This is a genomic window from Streptococcus cristatus (genome assembly GCF_003943515.1).
Classification (GTDB): Bacteria; Bacillota; Bacilli; order Lactobacillales; family Streptococcaceae; genus Streptococcus; species Streptococcus cristatus_D.
Genome location: NZ_RJPT01000013.1, coordinates 1 through 23,924, shown reverse-complemented (window position 1 = coordinate 23,924; position 23,924 = coordinate 1). Strand labels below are relative to the sequence as shown.

General features: G+C 38.4%; 17 protein-coding genes and 1 CRISPR repeat array. Of the genes, 1 reads left to right on the top strand and 16 read right to left on the bottom strand.

Annotation, left to right across the window (positions count from 1 at the left end; translation table 11 throughout):
* Nucleotides 1-4: 4 nt before the first annotated feature.
* From D8791_RS09545 to pcrA, 9 genes are all read right to left on the bottom strand, one after another.
* Nucleotides 5-1,558: a DUF2142 domain-containing protein gene (locus D8791_RS09545; RefSeq protein ID WP_125447588.1), complete on the bottom strand. Its 1,554-nt coding sequence runs from the start codon at nt 1,556-1,558 to the stop codon at nt 5-7.
* A 10-nt stretch (nt 1,559-1,568) separates the two neighbouring features.
* On the bottom strand, nt 1,569-2,573 hold the full coding sequence (locus D8791_RS09540) for a glycosyltransferase family 2 protein (protein ID WP_125447586.1): 1,005 nt from the start codon (nt 2,571-2,573) through the stop codon (nt 1,569-1,571).
* Nucleotides 2,563-3,846, bottom strand: coding sequence for a lipopolysaccharide biosynthesis protein (locus D8791_RS09535; RefSeq protein ID WP_125447584.1), 1,284 nt, complete (start codon nt 3,844-3,846; stop codon nt 2,563-2,565). Before D8791_RS09535 ends, D8791_RS09540 begins: the two co-directional genes overlap by 11 nt.
* Nucleotides 3,830-4,171 (bottom strand): DUF2304 domain-containing protein, encoded by a 342-nt coding sequence (locus D8791_RS09530; protein WP_005590613.1) that lies wholly within the window; start codon nt 4,169-4,171, stop codon nt 3,830-3,832. Before D8791_RS09530 ends, D8791_RS09535 begins: the two co-directional genes overlap by 17 nt.
* 4 nt (nt 4,172-4,175) lie before the next feature.
* Entirely contained in the window at nt 4,176-4,871 is a 696-nt protein-coding gene (locus tag D8791_RS09525) for a glycosyltransferase family 2 protein (RefSeq protein WP_125447582.1), read from the bottom strand.
* A 258-nt stretch (nt 4,872-5,129) separates the two neighbouring features.
* Nucleotides 5,130-6,149, bottom strand: coding sequence for a UDP-glucose 4-epimerase GalE (galE, locus tag D8791_RS09520; RefSeq protein WP_125447580.1), 1,020 nt, complete (start codon nt 6,147-6,149; stop codon nt 5,130-5,132).
* A gap of 124 nt (nt 6,150-6,273) precedes the next feature.
* A complete protein-coding gene (locus D8791_RS09515) occupies nt 6,274-7,554 on the bottom strand; it encodes an O-acetylhomoserine aminocarboxypropyltransferase/cysteine synthase family protein (RefSeq protein WP_125447578.1) in 1,281 nt (426 codons plus the stop codon).
* Nucleotides 7,555-7,652: 98 nt separating this feature from the next.
* On the bottom strand, nt 7,653-8,051 hold the full coding sequence (locus D8791_RS09510; protein WP_125447576.1) for an NUDIX hydrolase: 399 nt from the start codon (nt 8,049-8,051) through the stop codon (nt 7,653-7,655).
* Nucleotides 8,048-10,330 (bottom strand): DNA helicase PcrA, encoded by a 2,283-nt coding sequence (pcrA, locus tag D8791_RS09505; protein WP_125447574.1) that lies wholly within the window; start codon nt 10,328-10,330, stop codon nt 8,048-8,050. The genes D8791_RS09510 and pcrA overlap by 4 nt, the downstream gene beginning before the upstream one ends.
* 146 nt (nt 10,331-10,476) lie before the next feature.
* On the opposite strand from pcrA, the gene D8791_RS09500 reads away from it, so the two are divergent.
* On the top strand, nt 10,477-11,667 hold the full coding sequence (locus tag D8791_RS09500) for a cation diffusion facilitator family transporter (RefSeq protein WP_125447572.1): 1,191 nt from the start codon (nt 10,477-10,479) through the stop codon (nt 11,665-11,667).
* Nucleotides 11,668-11,674: 7 nt separating this feature from the next.
* Here the strand turns inward: D8791_RS09500 and D8791_RS09495 are convergent, their stop codons facing one another.
* From D8791_RS09495 to cas9, 7 genes are all read right to left on the bottom strand, one after another.
* Nucleotides 11,675-12,523, bottom strand: coding sequence for an amino acid ABC transporter substrate-binding protein (locus D8791_RS09495; protein WP_125447570.1), 849 nt, complete (start codon nt 12,521-12,523; stop codon nt 11,675-11,677).
* Nucleotides 12,524-12,534: 11 nt separating this feature from the next.
* Nucleotides 12,535-13,164: an amino acid ABC transporter ATP-binding protein gene (locus D8791_RS09490; RefSeq protein ID WP_125447568.1), complete on the bottom strand. Its 630-nt coding sequence runs from the start codon at nt 13,162-13,164 to the stop codon at nt 12,535-12,537.
* 8 nt (nt 13,165-13,172) lie between these two features.
* Nucleotides 13,173-13,814, bottom strand: coding sequence for an amino acid ABC transporter permease (locus D8791_RS09485; protein ID WP_125447566.1), 642 nt, complete (start codon nt 13,812-13,814; stop codon nt 13,173-13,175).
* A 158-nt stretch (nt 13,815-13,972) separates the two neighbouring features.
* Nucleotides 13,973-17,440: a CRISPR direct-repeat array (repeat unit 36 nt; unit sequence GTTTTGGAACCATTCGAAACAACACAGCTCTAAAAC).
* A gap of 90 nt (nt 17,441-17,530) precedes the next feature.
* Nucleotides 17,531-18,193: a type II-A CRISPR-associated protein Csn2 gene (csn2, locus tag D8791_RS09480; RefSeq protein ID WP_125447564.1), complete on the bottom strand. Its 663-nt coding sequence runs from the start codon at nt 18,191-18,193 to the stop codon at nt 17,531-17,533.
* Nucleotides 18,183-18,527 (bottom strand): CRISPR-associated endonuclease Cas2, encoded by a 345-nt coding sequence (gene cas2 / locus D8791_RS09475; RefSeq protein WP_002876413.1) that lies wholly within the window; start codon nt 18,525-18,527, stop codon nt 18,183-18,185. The genes csn2 and cas2 overlap by 11 nt, the downstream gene beginning before the upstream one ends.
* Entirely contained in the window at nt 18,524-19,390 is an 867-nt protein-coding gene (gene cas1, locus D8791_RS09470) for a type II CRISPR-associated endonuclease Cas1 (protein WP_125447562.1), read from the bottom strand. Before cas1 ends, cas2 begins: the two co-directional genes overlap by 4 nt.
* Nucleotides 19,390-23,568: a type II CRISPR RNA-guided endonuclease Cas9 gene (cas9, locus tag D8791_RS09465; RefSeq protein ID WP_125447560.1), complete on the bottom strand. Its 4,179-nt coding sequence runs from the start codon at nt 23,566-23,568 to the stop codon at nt 19,390-19,392. The genes cas1 and cas9 overlap by 1 nt, the downstream gene beginning before the upstream one ends.
* Between the last annotated feature and the right edge of the window lie 356 nt (nt 23,569-23,924).

Below are 23,924 nucleotides of genomic sequence, written 5' to 3'. Positions count from 1 at the left end.
TTAACTAGGCTTTGACACCATAATATTCTAAAATTGTCAATACTATTGACATAACAATAAATAACAACGCAATGAATAATACTAGACTATCCCTCCTCTCTTCTTCCTCATTAGTCAAGACGACAGGTGTAGGAACATAGAAGTGCGAAACATTTAATGCTAATCCCATTGAAAGTATGACTCCAATAAAATATCGTCCTTGAATGCCATTAAAACTCATTTCCGTTACTTTTCCCCACATCAGATAGGCTGTCATCAAAATTCCCAATGTTATACCGAAACCTACTAACAATGTTCCAAACTTACTAAAAGTAGGTAATGGATTATATTGCGGAATCATAAATATGATACAAGCAATAAAAGGAAGATAAAACCACATAAGATTTCCTAAACCATAGCTTAACCAACCAAATGTAAATAGGGACGGGAGTAAATTTGGAATTAAATTAATTAGCTCTTTAAAAGAAAATAGCGAAAATGTTTTTAAGTGGGCGAAAGTGTACTTTAATTTTTCAACTGGATTCGCAACATCATTTACCTGAGTTATATTAATTCCACTAGATAAACGTAACCATAAAAAACTAATTATTGCAACAAAAACAATTGCAGTAATTATATACAAGTATATATGACGGCTTTTAAATTTATTTTTAGGAATGAATAATAATAAGCCAACGAGCAAGACATAAGGAAGTTTTATAGTTGCCATTAATAAACATAGAGATGCAAAAATACAAATATCTTTCATATCCACTTTATTCTGACCTACCAAACTACAAAATGTTCCCAACAGTAAGAAAGTTAAACCATTCGCCATTCCATCAGTACTAAAAGACGAAGCTAAATAAACCGCCATCGGTATCATGGCAATTGTAGAGAATAATAATTCTTTTCCGTTAGATTTTTTTATAGCCAATCTTACCAATAATGAATACACAATTAAGTTAGAGAGTCTTCCCAAGACTATAGATGCAAATACACTTAGTCCCAGAATTTTTGCTATTAAAATACCTACTACTTGAGGTAAGTATGGAACAAAAGAGGAAGCATTCGTCGCAACAAATTGCGGATAATAGGCTTTATCTGATGATGTTCGCACCTTATCTAATCCCGATTTTATTAGAGGTGTTTTCATAACTTTATCCGCTATAACCACATCTTTAGAAACCTGAAATTCCTTTGGTTTACTAGGTAAATAAAGATGTCCTTCAGATATATACAAAGCCCGCGAATAGTGAGCATTCTCATCTGGAGCGTCCAAAACTGGAGTTATGAAAGCAAAGATGCTCCCCATCAAGATAATCATTGTACATACTTTATTATGTATTTTCCCATCTACACAAACAGCTAAACTACCAATTAGCCCCGTTATGATTAATAATGTTTTAGGTATAAAAATAATCGAGCCACCTAGATAAACATATATAGCTAAAACCATGAGCCATAATAGCAACAAATATTTCCATCTTTTTTTTACATTAACAGCTATCGCTAAGCAATATTGTTGTGCAAAATGAAGGAAGTGTTTAAAATATCCATCAAACATATATCCACTCATCCTTTTATATTTAACTGACTTTATGTTTCATAACCAGTAATAAACTGAAACATCTATATTTCAAAATTTTCAAAAATAATGGAACCACATATGCTAATGCAGAATTTATATTTACTTTTTGAATTCCTTGTTTAATGTATTTATTTCTTTCCCAATTTTTTCCAAAATATTTTTCCATAAATAAAATGATGTCTTTAAAATCTTGTTTCGTTGCCTTAGGGTATTTTAATAACCGATAAGTATGCCCTACACATAAATGCTCCAAGGCTAGATATTGTAATTCTTCTCTATACATTTCAAATTCATCACCAAATAAAGAGAAAAGATATTCTAAGGCATCATAAATATCAAAAATATTAGACTTACTTGAATTCATGATGGAATTAGAAGTATTCACTGTATATTTATATAAATATTTTTGTATATATGAAACATCCGAACATTTTGAAGTAACAAAAGGCATAAGAGCGATGTCTTCATAAATCTTTCCCTTTGGAAAACGATACGATTCTATAAGTGAGCTTTTGTAAATTCTAGTCCACGATGCATGCTTAGTAAGCATAAAAAGACGAATATTATTTGTAGTAGCAGTAGAATCATAGAAAGGATTAACTTTTAAATGTTTTATTGTTTTTTCAGCATTATCAAACAGATCAATATCAAAATAAATAACATCCTTTCCTTTGGCAAACATAAACTCCTTTAAATAGTTTTTATAGATACTATCATCTGGATCAATAAATGTTATGTAGTCACTAGACTTGGTCTGTTCAAGACCATAGTTTCTAGCATCTGATACCCCCCCGTTCTCTTTTGAAAACAATTCAATAAATGGATATTTTTCAACATATTCTCTAATAATATTTTCTGAATTATCGGTACTGCCATCATTGATACAGAGTACTCGCAATGAACACTTTTCTATTTCCTCCTGATGGACAATACTATCTAAACACCTTCTCAAATATTTTTCAGTGTTATAAACAGGAATAATCACCGTTAAATCATATTTCATTTTTACTTCCTTTATCTCTACTTGCTAAAAAATAAATACTTGCAATTCCAAATAAATAAACTAACATAACAATAAAAAAACTAATCGCGGCACCAAGCATANCTTTTTGATAAATAAATGGTTCTGTGATCAATTTAGTAAGTATCAAAAGAATAATATACAAGCCAACTAAAAGATGCTGTTTCCGTATAATCGTTAAAATATTCTCAAAAACAATTGCTAAAGCATATAAAACTCCTGAGAATATCAGAATAGTAAAAGGAAGTACATACTTGTTCAAATCCACGCCAAATATTAAACTAAGTACAGGCACACCGAATAAATAAGCTATAAATGTGACGAACAAACCGCCTAAAGATAGGAATCCTAATAATCTTTTTATAATTAATGAGAATTCTTTATATTCTTTTTTATTCCATAAAATGGCTAATTTTGTAATCAGGGGTCTAACAATTAAAATAATAAGACTCATAAAGAAGACAGGCATAAACAGAATATTAAAATCACGTTGCATTCCAGTTTGTAAAAAGCCCTGATTAAGACCTTTTTCAATGATTATTTTAGGCTCATTTAAAATATATAACAAAATAAATCCATTTACAAATAGTGGCCAACAAGCTAACAATATATCCTTTATATCTTTTTTATAGCGAGTAGACAACAATTCTCGGACTTGAATTTTTTCGAAATAAGCTACAAAACGCATCTCGTAGAAAAAAATGAGTAGCCCATTCCACATAACTAAAGAAAGCAAAGCAAGCAGAACAGACTCAGATAGTAGCAATGTTATTAGTAATACTAGAACACTCGTAGAATATCGAATAAACATTGTTTTTCCAGCAATGTCCATACGCTCTCTTTGTTGAAACAATCCTTGAAATAAATCTGATACTGCATCCCACATGCGATAAAGAATCATAAGAAAGGTCAATAGAAGAGTCTCTAATGAATAACGGCCTTCACCAATTATATATAAATATGGAAACAAGGTAAGTATCATTATCGTAATTGTGAGGATACGAGTCTGAAAATAACCTATAAAACTATGCCGCTGCTTTACATCCGTTCCTTGATAATTTCGAACTTGAAATAAACCGATAACTATCCATAGTGTTCCGATGGAATTAGCTAGGCTAAATTGATCTGCTACTTTAGCAGAACTCAATCTTGTGATAATTAAAAGATATAATACAGATACCCCAGATGCTGCTAAATTTCCCAACAAATTCCAAAAATATATTTCTTTATCCGATGGATCAGTGCGTATCTTCATCTTTATTCCTCAATGCAATTATCTGTACTAAATTTTTAAATTTTGTATCCAATTTTGATAACTTTAAAGTTAGTTGAAACTGATTAATCAACAATAAAAAAATAATGAATAAAAAGATAAAGTTAACGGCTGAAACTATTCCTAAGGCATTCGCAATTTTTTCTGCTAATTTTGGAAAAATACTGAAAACTAATAAAACTATTGAGAAAAATATCCAAAATAAGGCATCATTAATTTGAACTTGTGATTTTCTGATACTACGCAAAATGAAACTACATGTCAAAATAGATACAATAGTTAATACAACTTGAAACCAAATCGTCATTATTTTAACCTCTCTTTCTAAAGTTTTGGATAATCAAAATAGATGCAAACATATGTGTCATATACTGAATAGAACGCGAAAGCGTCAGATAACTTTCACCTGCTTGACGTTCTTCCATCCGTACCTGAGCTTCTGCGACCTTTACCCCATGACGAATTAAGTAGGAAACTGTATCTGGTTCTGGTCCATAATTGATATTAAGTGCAAATTCTTTAATCAAATTCTCAGAAAACATCCGCATCCCTGATGTAGGATCATTAATCGTTTTGCCTGTTGTTAATTTAATTGCTCCACTAATCAATGTATTCCCTAACATTCTGAGAGAATTTTCTCGTTTTTCTGTAACAAAACGAGAACCAATCACCATTTCATACCCCGAATCAATCATTTCTTCTAAAATAGATATATATTCAGGTAAGTGTTGGCCATCGGCATCAAACTGCACTGCTTTTTTATATCCTTTTTCATAAGCATATCGAAGTCCCGTCTGAAAAGCGCCTGCCAAACCCAAATTTACTGGCAAATCAACAATATTATAGCCTTTAGCATGAGAAATTTCTGATGTTTGATCCTTCGAACCATCATTAATAATAACATAGTCATATTGAGAATAATTTTGAATAATATTATCTACAACACTAACAATTGATGCTTCTTCATTATAAGCTGGAATAATAATTAACAAATCTGAAGATTTCACTGATTTGATCTCTCCTTAAAATAGTTTACACCTATTATACAATATATATGCCTCATTTTCTACTGTATAAATGATTANAGTAGGCTCAAGCATAGAACAATGTAGAATATTCAAAGACTGATATTTCTTTACATCTAACTTTATAAGCCTAAATAAGACAAAAATACGAACAAACTCAGCTTAGTATTCACTAATTCGAGAATTCATTCGCATTTATCTATCAATTATAGAAGAAACTAAATTTTCACTTGAAACACCCTAATCTTCAAAACCATTCGGATGCTTACTCTGCCACCGCCAAGCATCTTGACACATTCGCTCAATATCAAACTTGGCTTCCCATCCTAGTTCATCTTTAGCTCTTTTGGAATCTGCATAGCAAGAAGCTATATCCCCTGCACGCCGCTCTGTAATATCAAACGGAATCTTCTTTCCAACTGCTTTTTCCATATTTTTTATAATTTCTAGAACAGAATAGCCTTTTCCTGTCCCGAGATTATAAATACTCAGTCCAGACTTTCCCTCTAGCTTCTGAAGCGCAGCAACATGCCCTCTTGCCAAATCTACAACATGAATATAATCTCTAACTCCTGTTCCATCAACTGTAGGGTAGTCGTTACCGAATACTCGTACTGATGGCAATTTCCCTACTGCAACTTGAGTTACATAAGGAAGAAGGTTATTTGGGATTCCATTCGGATTTTCCCCTAAATCTCCACTTTCATGTGCACCAATAGGGTTAAAGTAGCGAAGAATCACTACATTCCAACTCACATCGGCTTTATAAATATCTGTCAAAATTTCTTCTGTCATTAGTTTTGTTCGGCCATATGGATTTGTAACTGAAAGTGGGAAATCTTCTAAAATTGGAACTGTGTGAGGGTCCCCATACACCGTCGCTGAAGAACTAAAAATAATATTTTTACAATTAACCTCTTCCATCACTTTTAAAAGCGTTAAAACACCTGTGATATTATTCTTATAATATGCAAGAGGTATTTCCGTAGACTCTCCTACCGCCTTTAATGCAGCAAAATGAATAACTCCTGTAGGTTTCTCTTTCATAAAAATTTCGAGCAACTTTTCCTCATCACAGACATCTGCTATATAAAATGGAATGTTTTGCCCAACAATTTTTTCAACAATTTCAATGCTTTTTTTGTTGCTATTGATTAAATTATCAACTACTACTACTTCATGACCAGCATTAACTAGTTCAATAACAGTATGAGTACCTATAAAACCTGCCCCACCTGTAACTAAAATTTTATGTCTCATTTAAATTAACCTTCACTAATTAAAATATACTGACATTATCTCACAAAAATTCATTATGTTCAAAAAAAAATTAGAATATTTAAAAATTCAATTTCTAAATATTCTAAATCATAGCTATTATTTGTTAGATAGTTTCCAAAGCTATTCTCAGATCCTCTATCAAGTCATCCACATTCTCCAGACCGATAGAGAGACGAATTTGATTTGGCGTAATACCTGCTGCCAGCTGATCCTCTGGCGACATCTGACCGTGAGTTGTCGTAGCTGGATGGACGACCAGGGACTTANCATCAGCTACATTGGCCAAGTCGGAGAAAATCTCCAGGCTGTCAATAACCTTACGAGCTTCTTTCTCCCCGCCATTGACATTGAAGGTGAAAATTGAGCCCACGCCTTTAGGGAAATATTTTTTAGCCAAAGCATGATAAGGACTGTCAGCAAGTTTCGGATAATTGACCTGCTCGACCTTAGGGTGCCCTGCTAGGAAATCTACAATCTTCTCTGCGTTGGACACATGGCGCTCTACGCGCAAAGAGAGTGTTTCTAACCCCTGCAGGAAGAGAAAGGCATTGAAGGGAGACATAGCTGCGCCCGTATCGCGCAAGAGCTGAGTCCGGACGGCAGTGACAAAAGCTGCTGCTCCGACATCGCGCGTATAACTGATATCATGATAGCTCGGGTCCGGATCAACAAACTGCGGAAACTTGCCAGAAGCTTCCCAATCGAAACGACCGCTGTCCACAATCACACCACCGATACTAGTTCCGTGACCACCGATAAACTTAGTCGCAGAATGTACTGCGATGTCCACTCCATGAGAAAAAACATTGATTAGATATGGGGTAGCAAAGGTATTGTCAGAAATCAGCGGAATTTTATGAGCATGAACCAGCTCTGCTAAAGCATCAAAATCAGGAATATTAATCAGAGGATTGCCCAAGCTTTCAATCAGAACCAGCTTGGTATTGTCCTGAATGGCCGCTTCTACTTCAGCAAGATTTTCAATATCGACAAAAGTCGTGGTAATGCCATAGCGAGGCAGGGTTTCCTTGAGCAAATTAAAGGTACCGCCGTAGATGGTAGAGGCTGCTACTACATGGTCGCCAGCATGCGCCAAAGCTAGAATGGTGTAGGTAAGGGCCGCCATACCAGAAGCTGTTGCTAGAGCTCCAACCCCACCCTCCAAAGCCGCAATCCGCTCCTCAAAAGCAGACAGGGTCGGATTGGTAATCCGAGTGTAGATATTGCCCGGTTTGCGTAGGGCAAAAAGGTCTTCTCCCTCCTGAGTATCATCAAACACATAGGAAGTTGTCTGGTAAATAGGCAGAGCCCGCGACTTGGTTGTCGGGTCAACTGTCTGTCCAGCATGAAGCTGCAGAGTTTCAAATTTAAATTCACGTGTCATAAGGTCACCTCACTATAGTTATGTGATAAGTCTATCATTAAACGTCCCGCTTGACTAATAGAATTTCCTTATCAAAAGAAATAAAGAGAAGCTATATCTTATAGCTTCTCAGATATAATCTCAAAAGTCGCTTGATTGCTGGGCCAGTACAGCTGTGACGAAACTTTTTCTAAAGCTATCCACTGAGCACCCACATGCTCATCAGAAATCCGGATTTCCTTCTGTTCTGTCAGAACTAGAAAGAGATTTTTTTGGATGGTCAGATTTTCATCAATCTTTACTGTGAAATTTCCAAGACTAGTCAGATTTGAACAAGCTAAGAGCAAGCCGGTCTCCTCTTTTATTTCACGAAGGCAGGCTTCTTCTGGACTCTCACCGCTCTCAATCCCACCAGTAATGGGCTGCCAAAAGGAAACATTCTCATTCTCCACTTTCAAGAGCAGGATTTCTCGTTCCTCTGGATGATAGATCCAGGCTTCAATCGACTGCCTCATCATGACTTTTTCTCAATCGGTGCTATGCTGGCCAGCACTTTCTTCAGACCGACTTCTGGGAAATTGATCTTGAGCTCTTGACTATTTCCACTGCCAGAGACTGCCAAAACTGTCCCATCGCCCCATTTCTTATGATAGGCAATATCTCCGATAGCCCAAGCAACTTCTGGCTTAGATGGCTGGCTACTCTTGCCAAAAGGCAGACTGCCTGTAGAAATGGAACTAGGTGCTGCCTGACGCTTCCGCTCTTGTAGCGCTTGAGCCAGACTCATGCCCTGACCGAATTTGCTAGTATCGCTATTGGTGTAACTAACCTTAAAAGAGCTGTTTGCCGGCCGAGCCAGCCCCTGATAGTTCAGCAAGTCTGAGCTGATTTCCCTCAAGAAACGAGTCGGCTGATTGTAGTTAGTTCGGCCATAAAGCAGGCGGGAATTGGCATTGGTCAGATAGAGAACCTTCTCTGCTCTAGTGATACCGACATAGGCCAGACGCCGCTCCTCTTCCAGCTCATCCTCATCTTCAGAAGCTCGGCTTAGAGGAAAGACATTTTCCTCCATACCGACTAGAAAGACGACTGGAAATTCCAATCCCTTGGCCGCGTGGAGGGTCATCAGAGTCACTTCGGAACTCTCCGTATCTCCGTCATCTGTGTCTGCAATCAAGGCTAAGTCATTGAGAAAACGGCTGAGCTTATCAAGACCAGATTCATCAGCAGGATTATCTGGACTTTCATCAAAGTTCTTGGTTACAGACAGGAATTCTTCGATATTTTCAATCCGAGCCTGGCTTTCCAAAGTTGCTTGCGCAGCTAAGGCCGCAGCATAACCAGTCTTTTCCAACACAGCTTCTACCAGCTCCGTCACTGTATAGTCGTCCAAGCGCTCCCGTAAGTCGAGTATCAGATTAGCAAACTCATAGACTGCCTGAGCCGCCTTGCCCTTGACTGGCGAAAGCATGATATTGGCTGACGCATCAAGCAAAGAGATTTCCTGACTGGACGCAAAATCCCGAATTTTCTCCACCGTTCCTGGTCCGACACCACGCTTGGGCTCATTGATTACGCGCTCATAGCTGATATTGTCGCTAGGATTGGCGATGAGATTGAGATAAGAAATGACATCGCGGATTTCCTTGCGGCTGTAGAACTTGGTGCCACCGACCATGGTATAAGGAATATTGGCCTTGAGCAGGGCTTCTTCCACCGTCCGTGACTGGGCATTGGTCCGGTAAAGAACTGCAAAATCCCTGTGACTGTATCCTTCTCGGCTTAGCTGATCAATGGTCCGAGCGACAAAGAGAGCTTCGTCCTGTTCGTCATTAGCCCGATAGTAGACAATTTCCTCACCGTCTTCGTTTTGAGTCCAGAGATTTTTAGGACGGCGGTTGCGGTTGTTTCGGATTACCTCATTAGCCGCCTGAAGAATGGTCTTAGTCGAGCGATAGTTTTCCTCTAATAGAACTACTTTAGCTTCTGGATAATCCTTTTCGAAGTCTAGAATATTCTGCATATCGGCTCCCCGCCAGCCATAGATAGACTGGTCAGCATCCCCGACCACACAGATATTCTTGAAGCGGGAAGCCAAAAGCTTGACCAGCTGATACTGGGCATGGTTGGTATCCTGATACTCGTCTACATGGATGTACTGGTAACGTTGCTGATAGTAGGTCAGTACGTCAGGATTTTGGTCAAAAAGCCGCAGAGTCAGCATAATCAAGTCGTCAAAGTCCATGGCCTCAGACTGGCGCAATTCCTTTTGATAGGCCCTGTAGCACTTGGCTACAATCTCTGTGTACATATCACCAGCTAGATTTGCATAGGCCACCTCATCAATCAGGTCATTCTTGGCATTGGAAATAGTACCTAGAATGGCGCGCTCATTCCACTTTTTAGGATCCAGATTGAGGTTTTTGAGAATCCGTTTCATCAGGGTCCGCTGCTCACCCGGATCAACAATGGTGAAGTTGCGATTGTAGCCAATATGATCAGCTTCTCGCCGCAGGATACGCACACACATGGAGTGGAAGGTAGCAATTAAGCAATCTTGGGTGACTGGATTGAGTGCTGCTGCCCGTTCTTTCATCTCCCGCGCAGCCTTATTGGTAAAGGTAATGGCTAGGATATTCCAAGGATTAACCATCTTCTCATCAATCAAATAGGCAATGCGGTGGGTCAGGACTCGGGTCTTTCCTGAACCAGCCCCCGCCATAATCAACAAGGGGCCTTCTGTCGTCTGGACCGCTTCGGCCTGACGGTCATTCATACCGTTTAATAAGGGATTCATCTTCTATCCTTTCAATATAACATCAAACTGAAAATCAATGCTTCCATTATATCAAAATTCGAGCGAATTTGTTATCGAAAAGGCAACTACCTCATTTGAAATCCAAATGCGAAAAAGTTATAATAATAGATTAGAAAGGGGCAACCATGAACAATCATCCAAGCGACAATCTCAAACTTGCCGAACGAGGCGCCCTCCTAGCAATTGCCACCTACATTGGCCTATCCGTTACAAAAATCATTGCAGGTGCGACACTGACATCCTCTAGTTTGACGGCGGATGGTTTCAACAACGTCTCCGATATCGTTACCAATCTAGCAGTCTTAATCGGCCTGCGTATGGCAAGAAAACCAGCGGATAAGGACCACCGCTTCGGACATTGGAAGATTGAAGATCTGGCCAGCCTGATTACTTCTTTCATCATGTTTTTTGTCGGTTTCAATGTCCTCATTGATACGGCTCAAAAAATCATTAACAAGGAAGAAACCTTGATTGATCCTGTGGGAGCCATCGTCGGGATTGTATCGGCCATCATCATGTTTGGCGTTTATCTTTACAATAAAAACCTAGCCAAAAGGGTAAAATCCAAAGCTCTGGATGCGGCTGCCAAGGACAATCTCTCGGACGCCATCACTTCTCTGGGCACATCGGTTGCTATTATTGCCAGCTCCCTGAAGTTTCCCATCGTTGATAGGCTAGCAGCCATCGTTATTACGTTTTTCATTCTGAAAACGGCCTATGATATTTTCATGGAGTCCTCCTTCAGCCTATCAGACGGCTTTGATCAGGACCTTTTAGACGATTACAAGCGCGCTATCCTGGAAATTCCTAAAATCACACGCGTCAAATCCCAGCGTGGTCGGACCTATGGTAGCAATATCTATCTGGATATTATACTGGAAATGAATCCTGACCTCTCCGTCTTTGAAAGTCACGAAATCGCTGACCAGGTGGAGGATATGCTCAAGGAGAACTTTGGCGTCTTCGACATTGATATTCATATTGAGCCAGCACCTATTCCTGAAGATGAGATTCTGGATAATGTCTATCAAAAGCTCCTGATGCGTGAGCAATTAGTCGACCAAGGCAGTCAATTGGAGGCACTTCTTTCCTCTGATTTTGTCTACATTTCCCAAGATGGTCGCCAGCTAAACAAAGAGGAATTTCAACTAGAGAGAGCCCAAACTTCTCCTATCAAAAATTTAGAAATTACATCTGTCAGCCAAAAGACCAAGCTGATTCGCTATCAAATCGGGGATGTCATCCATACTAGCCTCTGGCGCCGCCACGAAGTCTGGCAAAATATCTTTCACCAAGAAACACGAAAAAACAACTAGTTTTCTGCTAGTTGTTTTTATATGCTTTCACTTGGTCTGTCGCAATATCCTCTCCAAACCACTTTTCAGCGATTTTCTGGAATTTTCCCTCTTGGTATAATTTTCCAAAAGTAGCATTTACTTTTTCAACTAAAGTACGGTCCGCCTTTCTAGCCCCGACCGCAAAGTCCTCGCTCTCAAATCCAACTGAAAAGACTGAATACTGATCTAAAATTCCTTCTTCTGTCAGATAATAATTGGCATAAACACGGTCAATCAAGAGACCATCAATCCGGTCATTTTGCAAGTCAATCAACGCCTCGTTAAAGCTCTGATACTGAGTAGCTGCATGATTTTTGACATAGGTTTTCAAAATTTCAGGATTGCTTTCAAAAGCTACGTAGCCAGAAGATCCTGCTTGAGCACCCAATACTTTTCCTGCCATATCACTGGCCTGTGAGATATGAGAGGATTTTTTGCTGACTAAAACCTGCTCGTTTTTCATATAAGGAATGGTAAATTCTACCTTTTCTCTTCTCTCATCCGTCGCGGAATATCCATTCCAGATGAGGTCAATTGTACCGTTGGTCAACTCTGTTTCTTTCATATCCCAATCAATCGGCTGCCATTTCACCTTAATTCCATATTCCTCAAAAACAGCGTTGGCCAAATCAATGTCAAATCCTGCATAAGTGCCATCTTTTTGCTCAAATCCCATGGGGACAAAGGTATTATCAAAGCCAATTGTAATCTGTTTTTTCTCCTCATACTTACTCCAGTTGTCTAAGCTGGGGTCACTGACATTTGAACTACAACCACCGAGCAGAAAAGTTAGGATCAAGGTCAAACAGGCCAAAAGAATATTCTTTAGTTTCATCTGGGCCTCCCTTATTTTGGTGTGACTTTGAGAATAGAATCCGCAATGTTTTCCGCAAACTGCAAATCATGTGTGACCACAATTTGTGTCATCCCCATTTCCCGATTTTGGAGGATGAGTTTTTCTACTTCCAAGCGTAATGCAGGGTCCAAGGCAGAAGTCGGCTCATCATATCCGATAATCTCTGGATTGATCATCATAGCACGAGCCAAAGCGACCCGCTGTTTTTGCCCGCCTGACAGCGAATAAGGATAGGCCTTGGCATGCTCGGACAAGCCTAAGCGAGCCAATAAGCCCTGCGCCTTCTCTTCAGCTTCTTCTTTGGAAACATTCATTGTATGTATTGGTGATAAGGTCAAATTTTCCAAGACAGACAAATGAGGAAAGAGCTGAAAATCTTGAAAGACAAAGCCTAGAAGATTGCGCTTTTCAAGTTCAGCGACATCCAAAGTTTCTCCATTGTAAATCACTTGTCCCGAATCAATTGTCTCTAAACCTGCCAGCATACGTAGAAGAGTCGTCTTCCCTCCGCCAGAAGGTCCAACAATGGCCAATACTTGCTTTTCAGGCACAATCAAATTAAAATCCTTTAGAATCTGCTTATCACCAAATTTTTTACTAATATTTCGTAATTCTAACATAATAGCACCTACTTATAATAACTAAATTTCTTTTCGACCTGTTTGGCAACCAGCGTAGCCAGACCGATTAAGAGTAAGTAAATCAAGCCTGCAACAAACATCGGTGCCAGACTGGCATCTCGGTTGGCCGCTGTACGACTAGCCAAAATCAAATCTGAAATTCCTAAAGCATAAACCAAAGAGGTATCTTTCACCAAAGTCATGACTTCATTAAAGACACTAGGTAGCACAATTTTTACGACTTGTGGCAAAATAATCAGGCGAATCGTCTGAACAGGAGTAAATTTCAAAACCTTCGCAGCTTCATACTGTCCAGTCGGAATGGAAGAAATGCCTCCGCGGAAGATCTCCGCAAAATAAGCCGCGTAGTTTAATGTAAAGGCAATAATCGCTGCAGGAATCCGATCCAGCCGAATGCCGATACTTGGCAAAACATAGTAAATGAAGATTAACTGCAATAAAAGCGGCGTCCCGCGCATGATCCAAATGTAAATATGAAGCAGCCATTGCAGGGGCTTCAAGCGAATTTGCATTGAAAATGCCAGCATAATTCCCAAAGGAATAGAAAAAACCAAGACCAAAGCAAACACTTGCAAGGTAGTTGCTGCTCCACTTAGAAGACTGGGTAAAATTTCCAAAATATAGCTCATTCTCTTCCTCCTAAATAAATATTATACCATTATAGCAGAATATCAAGAAAATACAAGCAGATATTACAAAAAAGTTATAGCACAAAAATCGAAGTCGAATAAAATTAAAATCCGACTCTCTTTTCAAGAATCGGATTTATTTGAATCTGGGGCGCTTCGTTTTGGAACCATTCGAAACAACACAGCTCTAAAACTTGTGCCATAATCATTCTCCTTTTTAAGATGTTTTGGAACCATTCGAAACAACACAGCTCTAAAACTTCCACAAAAACAAAAAGCCAGCGACTGGCGTTTTGGAACCATTCGAAACAACACAGCTCTAAAACGATGTGATGAAAGTCTTGGCTGACTTGAGAGTTTTGGAACCATTCGAAACAACACAGCTCTAAAACCGAACTAAGAAATTATACTCGCACTCCAGAGTTTTGGAACCATTCGAAACAACACAGCTCTAAAACATAACAATGTGGACTCTCTATTCCGAACTTGTTTTGGAACCATTCGAAACAACACAGCTCTAAAACAATCTTTAATGGCACGATTTGAAATTTTGGGTTTTGGAACCATTCGAAACAACACAGCTCTAAAACACGTTCAACACCGGTACCGCCACCAGTTGGGTTTTGGAACCATTCGAAACAACACAGCTCTAAAACAATTTTATGAATATAGCAGAAAGTAAGTCGGTTTTGGAACCATTCGAAACAACACAGCTCTAAAACGTCATCTTTCCCTTCGACCTTCTTAATTGTGTTTTGGAACCATTCGAAACAACACAGCTCTAAAACCTCTCATCAAGGGACGGTTCAGCATCCTGAGTTTTGGAACCATTCGAAACAACACAGCTCTAAAACCCTATTTTGAGGTTGGCTCATCCGAATTGCGTTTTGGAACCATTCGAAACAACACAGCTCTAAAACAATTTGGTAAAGAATTCATCTTTATTTTCGGTTTTGGAACCATTCGAAACAACACAGCTCTAAAACACAACAAATAAAAACCTTGCCAACAACGCTGTTTTGGAACCATTCGAAACAACACAGCTCTAAAACACCAAGATAGATGTATGACTAGCGCTCACTGGTTTTGGAACCATTCGAAACAACACAGCTCTAAAACACCAAACTATCCTTAATGTTTTTTTCAAGGGTTTTGGAACCATTCGAAACAACACAGCTCTAAAACTCACCTTTATTCTGGCTATTTGCTGGGCCGGTTTTGGAACCATTCGAAACAACACAGCTCTAAAACATGGAAACTTGCCAAGGTTGAGAGCGGGTCGTTTTGGAACCATTCGAAACAACACAGCTCTAAAACGCATCCTTAGCCTGTTGAACCGCCTGATTAGTTTTGGAACCATTCGAAACAACACAGCTCTAAAACTTTCATTTCGGTTGTAGGTCGGGTGTGATGGTTTTGGAACCATTCGAAACAACACAGCTCTAAAACTATTAGACATTAATTCTCGAATATTTGCTTGTTTTGGAACCATTCGAAACAACACAGCTCTAAAACCAATCTTCAGCAGCTATCTTGATAATGCTGGTTTTGGAACCATTCGAAACAACACAGCTCTAAAACTGGTATTTGAAGTTGACTATTGCTGCTTGGGTTTTGGAACCATTCGAAACAACACAGCTCTAAAACACCCTCTATTTGGCTAAAGATGAACTTTTGGTTTTGGAACCATTCGAAACAACACAGCTCTAAAACGGAAGAAAACCAATCATCTGAGTTATTGGAGTTTTGGAACCATTCGAAACAACACAGCTCTAAAACCCAGAAGCGGCAGCGGGTACGCTTGAACAGGTTTTGGAACCATTCGAAACAACACAGCTCTAAAACAGGCGAAAAACTCAACGATGGTTGAGGTCGGTTTTGGAACCATTCGAAACAACACAGCTCTAAAACTCAATTGTCTGCAAGATTTTTAAAATTGCCGTTTTGGAACCATTCGAAACAACACAGCTCTAAAACGCCGATCCATAATCATAATCGTACAAAGAAGTTTTGGAACCATTCGAAACAACACAGCTCTAAAACAAAACGAAATGAGAAGGAGCAAGGATGAAAGTTTTGGAACCATTCGAAACAACACAGCTCTAAAACTATCTCCTGATGGATAAATACGAACCCAAAGTTTTGGAACCATTCGAAACAACACAGCTCTAAAACATTCCCCTCTAACTATCAAGCGTTGGCTAGGTTTTGGAACCATTCGAAACAACACAGCTCTAAAACTTGTCATACCGCTTCATGTTGCTGAGTCGGGTTTTGGAACCATTCGAAACAACACAGCTCTAAAACAGAGTCAGAGCTGACAGCTTCGCTTCCAGAGTTTTGGAACCATTCGAAACAACACAGCTCTAAAACTTAACATCAACTTTGGCATTTGGCTCGTTTGTTTTGGAACCATTCGAAACAACACAGCTCTAAAACATACGGTTGCTGTCAGAGAAATCTTTGCTTGTTTTGGAACCATTCGAAACAACACAGCTCTAAAACATGGTAGTACCTGTACTCGTCTAAATGCTAGTTTTGGAACCATTCGAAACAACACAGCTCTAAAACTTGTGTGAGTTTGGCTAAATACGGGCAGTCGTTTTGGAACCATTCGAAACAACACAGCTCTAAAACCTTGGACGATAACCCGAATCCAGGTGGAGTTTTGGAACCATTCGAAACAACACAGCTCTAAAACTTTCTTGGCTTGTACTTCCTGATTTTGATGGTTTTGGAACCATTCGAAACAACACAGCTCTAAAACAACCAAACGCAGTATTTAGCATATCCGTCCGTTTTGGAACCATTCGAAACAACACAGCTCTAAAACTGATTGACTGCACATTATCTAACGTTAAAAGTTTTGGAACCATTCGAAACAACACAGCTCTAAAACTCTAACATTGGGACGTATTGCTCACAATCAGTTTTGGAACCATTCGAAACAACACAGCTCTAAAACTGACGGGTGACGACGAAGCAGCAGACCGCGGTTTTGGAACCATTCGAAACAACACAGCTCTAAAACTCCATGAACTCCCGCTCTTTGCGGCCTGTCGTTTTGGAACCATTCGAAACAACACAGCTCTAAAACTCAAGCGCAGTATCTTTTGCTTTCAGATTAGTTTTGGAACCATTCGAAACAACACAGCTCTAAAACGACATGGACTAAAAGCGAAATTAAAAAGTAGTTTTGGAACCATTCGAAACAACACAGCTCTAAAACTTTGATTTCTGCCTCCTTTTTTGGCTACCCGTTTTGGAACCATTCGAAACAACACAGCTCTAAAACCTTCTCGTCTTAAAGGCTTCTCACGAGTAAGTTTTGGAACCATTCGAAACAACACAGCTCTAAAACTGCTCCTGGAAAGAGCCCTCAACTAGTTCAGTTTTGGAACCATTCGAAACAACACAGCTCTAAAACATCACTAGGGACCCTACGCTATAATAACAGGTTTTGGAACCATTCGAAACAACACAGCTCTAAAACAATTATAGCGTGAGTAACGCCCTGAGCTCAGGTTTTGGAACCATTCGAAACAACACAGCTCTAAAACAAAACAAACGCTTAAAGCGTGAAAATTGGAGTTTTGGAACCATTCGAAACAACACAGCTCTAAAACCTCGTAGAAAATTTTTTCTTACGAAATTTCGTAATCGCGCCATTCGTCTCAGCCAGACTTCAGCTCGTCCGATTCCAATTGTTACTCTTATTATATCATATTTTCAGGATTCAAGAAATAGTCTTGATCCAGCACATACTGCGGAAAATCATAGACTTTTCGAGGTTCGACAAATAAAACCCTTAGTTGATTGAGTTGGATATACTCTATCATATTTACTAATTCATCCTTTGATAGATAGGCGATCGCATTGATGAAGACAAGGAGTTTCTTTTTGGAAAGATATTTGAAAACCTGGATAATTTCTAGCATCTTTTCAAAAGGTGTATCACTCAGAGTTTCAACTTTGACCCCTAGCGCATCGATCAACTCTAGAATGGTGATTTCATCGTATTCCAAGTCCAATTCGTTTTCCAAACACTCAAATGCCAGTAATTCTGTAATCGTAGCTACCAACTTTTCAATCATGGACTTGACTTCCGGTTTGTCATTGAGTTGACTTTCAAGATCCGCATGTATCAGCTTGAGCATAGCAGGTGAGTTGAGATTGTATCCTAAGACATCCGTTATCACTAGTAACTCAGACTCTTTCAGAGCTTTTAGATTTCTATCAAACAACTTCAACTCTCCTTCATCAGTGTATTGATAGAACTGCTTGACGATAGTTGAAAAGGTAAGCTGGTCTTCCAGGACTAAAAAGGTTGCATTTTCAATAGCTAATGGTTCATCTAATAGCGGGAAATTAATCTTCATCTCTAGGCTCCTCTCCTAGAAAAACTAAACGGGCATCGGAGTTTGCTACGCTGGTATTTCGCTCACCATTTAAGTAAATCATGCGAGAAAATTGCTTTTCCGTGACGGTTAAGAGAGTAATGTTTCCTTTTTTAGGGTTATGAGTCTTGAGTCGCTCAATCATGGCATTATTAGCAGAATTGTTGAGCAAGAGCTTGCTATAGATGGAGAATTGGTGCATGATAAATCCCTCATCTATGAGGAACTTTCGAAATTTCCGATAGGCCTTGCGTTCCTCTACGGTATCAACGGGCATATCAAACATTAAAATCATACGCATATATCGATAACTCATATCCTAAACTCAGGAACTCCTTTCTCCGGTTGATTAAGAGCTTGAATGACTTTCTTAGTATAGTCGCTGACGATATTGGACAGGTACATATCCTTACCATTGTAGTGAAAGGTATCCGAAAAAATAGTGAAAAGTTCTCGCTTGATTTTGACAAAAGAACTATTTCGATTTTCATAGACGATTCTGTCAATAATCGGACGAAAAGGTTCCATAATATCGCTAGCTAGGTTGAATTGATTAAACTGGTTGGCATGTTTCAATCCAAACTGAGTCATACAACCAGACAACACAATCTCACGCGCAAACATACTCAAAATCAAGGTATAGCCGTAGTCCAAGGCAGCATTGACATCACTATCTTGCTCACGACTAAAATCATTCCCAAACAAGGTGTTGAAATAAATGCGAGCTGCATGCCCCTCACGGTTACTAGGATCAAATAAATCCAACCCATGATAGAGATCGATGACGGACTGAGATTTTTCTAGAAAACCACAACTCCCCAGATAAAAAGCCTGATTGAGAATTTTTTGTGCAATAATAGTCGTCCAAACTTGAGCTTTAGCCTCCTCGCTCCATGTGATTTGACGAGAGAGTTGCAAACTGGAATCGTGCCGACCGTAGTAAGGCATTAAGTATGCAGTTGGCAAGCGTTTATCATCACAGAAGATGACCAGAATATTTTCATCCACCAAGCGTTTTATCAGCATAGTGGAGAGAACGATATCCGTCGTCTCCAAAAGAAGGATGTCCACCTCGGACAGATGAATCAACTCTGTCCGAGAGGCATCTTTAAAAATCAAGTGGTTGTTCTTGTAGGAAAGTTTAGAGTGTGTATTGACAACAACGGTTCTCCATCCCATTAGTCTTCTCCTAGTTTGCTTAAATCAATCCGAGTCTCGTAAAGACCAGTGATGGATTGGTGGATGAGGGTGGCGTTGAGTAGTGATGAAGGTGTATAGTCCCTGTATCGTGGAATTTTTACTCCTAAAAATTCGAAGTCAGAGGCGCTTCCTTGTGATGTCAATTCGAATAAACCAGCATTTTTACTATTTTCTGGACCAATGAAGCTGAAACACAATTCTTTGATATCTACTGTTTCCCAATCTGTAAATGCTTGCCGGATTCTCTCTCCATTTTTTAACGCCCCAACATACTTTTCGTTAAAATCAAGTACATAATCTAAAAGTTTTGCAAACTCATCCCTATGTTTCTCAACATACTCTAAGTGTTCTGGTTCGAGTGCCTTATTAATATTCTTAGCATGATACAAAAGAGTCGTATACTTTTCGGGGATGACCAATTCATTACCTTTATGAATTTCTCCTCGTTTATTGTTTGTTGATAGAATACTTGCAAGTCTTCTTCTTGTACCATCAGAAAACTCAAACAAACTATACTTAGGCAATGTAATAGTTGAAAGAATTTTTATATATCCTTTTTCAAGAAGGTAGTTTTCCTTGTTATTTTCAAAATTTATTTTATCTAAAATAGAGATACCTTGAAACTCAAGAATTGTCTTTTGTTGTTTTTTCGCTCCTTTTTCAATAATAGCTTTAACTAAGACCGCGTACGAATTAGAAATACCAGTGTAACCACCGTATTTCCGTGGATCAAGCCCTTGTTTAATTGGAACAAGATTTTCTTTACTATCTTCTGACGGTTTAGGAGATGGATTAGAATTGAATAAGCCTTTAGGCTTCCCTCTATCTAAACCATGAGACTGGATCTCTGTTTTCTTCACAATATTCACCTGCGGAAGTGAAAGTACTTTTTTGATTGTTGCGAAATCTTTTTCCTTATTCCAAGCGATTTCCCCAGTATCTTTGGAGTATTCGATATTTTCTCTTTTTACGATAGTTCCGTCTGCGTAATGCACCTCTTCTTTAAAGAAGTTCAACAAGTTTGAGTAGAAGAAATACTTTTCAGTTGCTTTTTCAATGTCTTTAGGGTCTTTGGATCTTGAGATGTATCGCTTAAGATCGTACTTTTGATAGTCACCATAGACGAATTCAGGCTCTAGTTTAGGATATTTCTTAAGGATAGCCTTAGCCACTACTGCATTTAAATAGGCATCATGTGCATGGTGGTAGTCATTGATTTCCCGTACCTTGTATAACCTAAATTCTTTACGGAAGTTGGAAACTAGATTGGATTTCAAAGTGATGATTTTGACGGTACGAATCTTCTGGTTTTTCTCATTCACTTCTGTATTATAGCGAGTATCCAAAATCTGTGCAACATGTTTTGTGATTTGTCGTGTTTCAACTAACTGACGCTTGATAAAGCCAACTTTATCACGTTCATCTAGTCCACCACGTTCAGCTTTGGTTAAATTATTAAATTTACGTTCTGAAATCAACTTAGAATCCAACAATTGTTGCCAGAAAGCTTTTCTTTTTTGAACGACTTCTAGGCTAGGAACATTATCGGATTTCCCACGATTTTCTTTTGAACTCGTCAAGACACGGTTATCGAGAGAATCGTCCTTTATAAAGGCTTGTGGGATAATGTGGTCAATATCATAGCTACTTAATTTATTGATGTCAAGAGCTTCCCCTGTGTACATATCTTTTCCATTTTGGAGATAGTAAAGGAAGAGACGGTCATTCTGAAGTTGAATATTATCTGTCGGATGTTCTTTTAGAATTTTGGAGTTAAGTCCAGATGCTAATATTTTCAGTGAATCTTCAATGCGCTTATATCTTTGTCGGGAATTCTTTTTCCCTTTGGCAGTTGTCTGATTTTCTCGTGCCATTTCAATTACAATGGACTCGGGAGCATGGCCCATAACCTTGACAAGTTCATCAACGATCTTGATACTTTGCAAAATTCCCTTTTTAATGGCAGGGCTTCCTGGAAGTTCTTGGACAACTTGTTTCACATCATCTGTTTTACCAACTACTTGTCCTTTTCGGATCATTTCTTTGAAGGAAAGTCCGTCATCATGGATTAACTGCATAAAGTTACGATTGCTGTAGCCGTCATCAATCAGATAATCAAGAATCGTTTTGCCGCTTTTTTTATCACGGATACCGTTAATCAGCTTGGCAGAGAGTTTTCCCCAACCAGTATAGTGTCGACGAGTTAGTGCTTTGATTACTTTTTCATCAAAGAGAGAGTCATATTGAGCAAGGCGTTGCTTAATCATCTCACGGTCTTCAAAGATTGTGAGAGTATGGACGATATTTTCAAGAATTGCTTCATTTTTAGAATCATCCATAAACTCTTTATCTTTGATAATTTTGAGTAAATCATGATAAGTAGAAAGACTAGCGTTAAATTGTTTTTCAATTCCTTTTAGTTCGATTCCATCGTAGCCATCAACAGTATATAGATACTGGATGATGTCTTTTTCGGTTACTCTTCTTTTCTCTTTGAATAATTGATTGACAATTTGTTTTTTCTGTACACTATCAAGGAATTGATAGTCTCTCAATCCTTCTGCAATAAATTTTACTTTTGTTAATTCATTATAGACAGCAAATGTTTCATACAAGAGACTGTGTTTAGGCAAAACTTTTTCTTCTGGCAGATACAAGTCATAGTTAGTCATCTTATTGACGAAGTCTTCCGCAGAGCTTGCTTTATCAACAATTTCTTCGAAATTCCAAGGTCGAATTCCTTGGTCAGAATTTCGAGTCAGCCAAGCAAAATCACGATTGCCACGAGCTAATGGGCCGACGTAGTAAGGGATACGGAAGGTTAAGATTTTTTCAATCTTTTCTTTGTTTTCCTTCAGAAATGGATAATGCTCTCCTTGCCGACGGAGAATGGCATTCATTTCTTGAAGATGAATTTGATGAGGAATAGAACCATTATCGAAGGTGCGTTGTTTTCTCAAGAAATCTTCACGTTCAATTTTCTCAAGGAAATAATCTGCTCCTTCGAATTTAGAGAGAAGATTTTTGATATATTTGTAAAATGCTTCTTGTGTGGCCTTACCATCGATATATCCAGCATACCCATCTTTAAATTGGTCAGAAAAAACTTCGTCATATTTTTCTGGAAGATTATTTTTGATGAATTGCTTTAAAGCTGCCAAGTCTTCTTGGTGATTTTCATAGCGTTCAATCATAGATGCTGACAACGGTGCCTTAGTGGATAGATCTGTGACAGTTAAGATTCCTGATAGAAGAATGGCATCATAGAGTTTTTTAGCGGCCACGAAAAGGTCTGAAAAGTCATCTCCAATTTGCCCAAGCAAGTTTTCTAAATCCTCATCATAGGTATCTTTAGAGAATTGCAGTGGAGCTTTATCTTCTAAATCAAAATGTTTCTTGAAATCAGCTTGATTTCCTACGATTAGCTTGAGAAATTCTGAAAACAAACCAGTGGACTTTTCATCAGGAAAGAGTTTTAGAACGCGTTCTCTCTTTGCAGATTTACTAATTTTATCAGTAAAAATTGCTTCAACTTGTACACTTTGCTCACTAAGTGAACTTCCTTCAAATGTGTTGTCGTAAATGCTTATCAATTCATTAAAGATTTTTTGGATATCATTGTTTTTAATATCGAAAGATTCTTCATATAAAAAATGTCCGCGGTATTTAATCATATGAGCTAATGCCAGATAGATTAAGCGCAAGTCCGCTTTTTCTTTTGAGTCCGCCAGATGTTTTCTCAAATGATAGATAGTTGGAAATTGCTTATGGTATTCTTTTTCTTCTGCCAAGGTAGCAAAAATAGGATATTTACTTCCTCTCTTATCCTCAGGAATTAAAAAGGAGTCGTCCAATCGATGAAAGAAACTACTATCCACCTTGCTCATTTCCTCAGCAAAGATTTCTTGAAGATAGCGAAGACGATTCTTCCTGCGAGTATAGCGACGGCGTGCTGTTCGTTTGAGACGTCTATCCTCGGCAGTAGTCCCCTCATCAAATAACAAAGCTCCAATTAGATTTTTTTTGATAAAGTGTTTATCAGTATTACCCCGAACTTTCATCTTTTTCGATGGAACTTTATAGTCATCTGTAATGACGGCCCATCCGACGCTGTTTGTTCCGATATCAAGTCCGATAGAGTAATTTTTGTTGTCCATATATACAAACCTCCTTTGTATTAAGTTATAATTTTAAAAAATTAAGAAATGAGAGCTTTGATTAAGTCAATACAACCTTTCATAAACTTTATTAACTCAGTTAGAATTGCTAAATGATCTCTAGTAAATTTGAATTTTTTCAAAAATATCTCCTTAAAATACAACTATATTTAAATTATAACATTTCTAATAAAAATTTCAATAAATTAAATGCTATATTTGTAGAAATCTGTTAGAATTAGTAATGAGTTGTATTTTAGTTTTAGAGCTGTGTTGTTTCGAATGGTTCCAAAACGTATGTCGTTGAGGACCTTGAAGGCGCAAGTTTTAGAGCTGTGTTGTTTACAGCTTTAAAA

Coding starts and splice junctions, on each gene's coding strand:
- D8791_RS09545 (WP_125447588.1), bottom strand. CDS start 1,558: ATGAGTGGATATATGTTTGATGGATATTTTAAACACTTCCTTCATTTT.
- cas9 (WP_125447560.1), bottom strand. CDS start 23,568: ATGGACAACAAAAATTACTCTATCGGACTTGATATCGGAACAAACAGC.
- D8791_RS09495 (WP_125447570.1), bottom strand. CDS start 12,523: ATGAAACTAAAGAATATTCTTTTGGCCTGTTTGACCTTGATCCTAACT.
- D8791_RS09540 (WP_125447586.1), bottom strand. CDS start 2,573: ATGAAATATGATTTAACGGTGATTATTCCTGTTTATAACACTGAAAAA.
- cas2 (WP_002876413.1), bottom strand. CDS start 18,527: ATGAGTTATCGATATATGCGTATGATTTTAATGTTTGATATGCCCGTT.
- cas1 (WP_125447562.1), bottom strand. CDS start 19,390: ATGGGATGGAGAACCGTTGTTGTCAATACACACTCTAAACTTTCCTAC.
- D8791_RS09510 (WP_125447576.1), bottom strand. CDS start 8,051: ATGATGAGGCAGTCGATTGAAGCCTGGATCTATCATCCAGAGGAACGA.
- pcrA (WP_125447574.1), bottom strand. CDS start 10,330: ATGAATCCCTTATTAAACGGTATGAATGACCGTCAGGCCGAAGCGGTC.
- csn2 (WP_125447564.1), bottom strand. CDS start 18,193: ATGAAGATTAATTTCCCGCTATTAGATGAACCATTAGCTATTGAAAAT.
- D8791_RS09485 (WP_125447566.1), bottom strand. CDS start 13,814: ATGAGCTATATTTTGGAAATTTTACCCAGTCTTCTAAGTGGAGCAGCA.
- D8791_RS09500 (WP_125447572.1), top strand. CDS start 10,477: ATGAACAATCATCCAAGCGACAATCTCAAACTTGCCGAACGAGGCGCC.
- D8791_RS09490 (WP_125447568.1), bottom strand. CDS start 13,164: ATGTTAGAATTACGAAATATTAGTAAAAAATTTGGTGATAAGCAGATT.
- D8791_RS09530 (WP_005590613.1), bottom strand. CDS start 4,171: ATGACGATTTGGTTTCAAGTTGTATTAACTATTGTATCTATTTTGACA.
- galE (WP_125447580.1), bottom strand. CDS start 6,149: ATGAGACATAAAATTTTAGTTACAGGTGGGGCAGGTTTTATAGGTACT.